Annotated in this window: 1 protein-coding gene; it reads left to right on the plus strand. The window is 36.5% G+C overall.

The genetic code is table 11. The annotated features are described in order from the left end of the window. On the plus strand, positions 1-858 hold an 858-nt coding region (locus tag ACS8FD_RS16060), incomplete at its 5' end, for a hypothetical protein (RefSeq protein ID WP_439276583.1). Positions 859-1133 lie beyond the last annotated feature (275 nt).

Below are 1133 nucleotides of genomic sequence, written 5' to 3' on the forward strand. Positions count from 1 at the left end.
ACTAGGGTATATTACGAGGCAAATGCTAAGGCGGAAAAGTCTATATGGAGCTCAGTAGCAAAAGAGAAAGTTTACAAAGAATGGTTAAAAGGTGTCAGTAAGACTCTAGGATTCGAATCAACCTTAAGCCCCTACCTTAACTATGACCAGTTTGTTAGAGACCCTGATATTCAAAAATATTTTAGAAAAAAAGCAAAACCAGAGGAACTAAGCTTAATTCCTTATAGCGATGGGTTTGAAGAATCCTTGCGACTAAAGATGGCTGAACCATTGAAAGAATTGTTGCCAAATACTGCTATACCTACCTATATCAGTGAAGGGGATGATGAACCATTAGGAAATTTTATTAAATACCCTAAAAAGTATCAAGGCGAAAAAGCTGAGGTCACACAAGAACAAATAGAGCACAGTGGAAAACAGGCGTATAAAGGCATTGTTATGCCTATAGTTGCACTAGGGGCATCATTGACCTTCTTGCTGTTAAATATAGTCATTGTTATATCTCAACTTATCGTTATGATTATCTTTGTTAAGTTCGGTCAAGAGAAACCACCTTTCGGTCTTAAATTGCTTATATCTTTAGTTTTAGTAGCAGTAATCATTGGAGTGCCGATTAGCTCAAACATTAATGATGATGAGAATGGCAATGTAAGCAAGATGAAAAAGGCAGTTGAGATTATATACTACTATGAAAAAGCGCTAGTAAGTATCCTAGGCATTAATGATAATAGTATTAGCCGCGCCTCATTTAAAATCGGAGAAATAATCACAGATACTGAGACTAATGAAAACAATAATGCTGTAGCAAAAGCATCAGGATTTAACATTAGTGAATTGGAAAAACGGACAGAAAAATAGCGCCTTAGATAATCCTTGCTAAATAAGTAGATTTAAAAATAGAGGTTTTATGGAAAAAACCAGAGAGCATTAGCAATCTGGTTATTAAATACGTTCTAAATTATCACCTACCTATTGTAAGCTGCCCGCCAGAAAAACTGATACATGATTCGCAAAACCAAGATGATTGCTTTCTGATATAAGGTATATCCGCTGGCACATCAAGTTGATACGGCCGTCCACAGTACTCACAGTGAACATCATCTAAGTAGGCCTGGCATTCCGCTAATACGCCA

The sequence above is a fragment of the Psychrobacter sp. 1U2 genome (assembly GCF_051847575.1).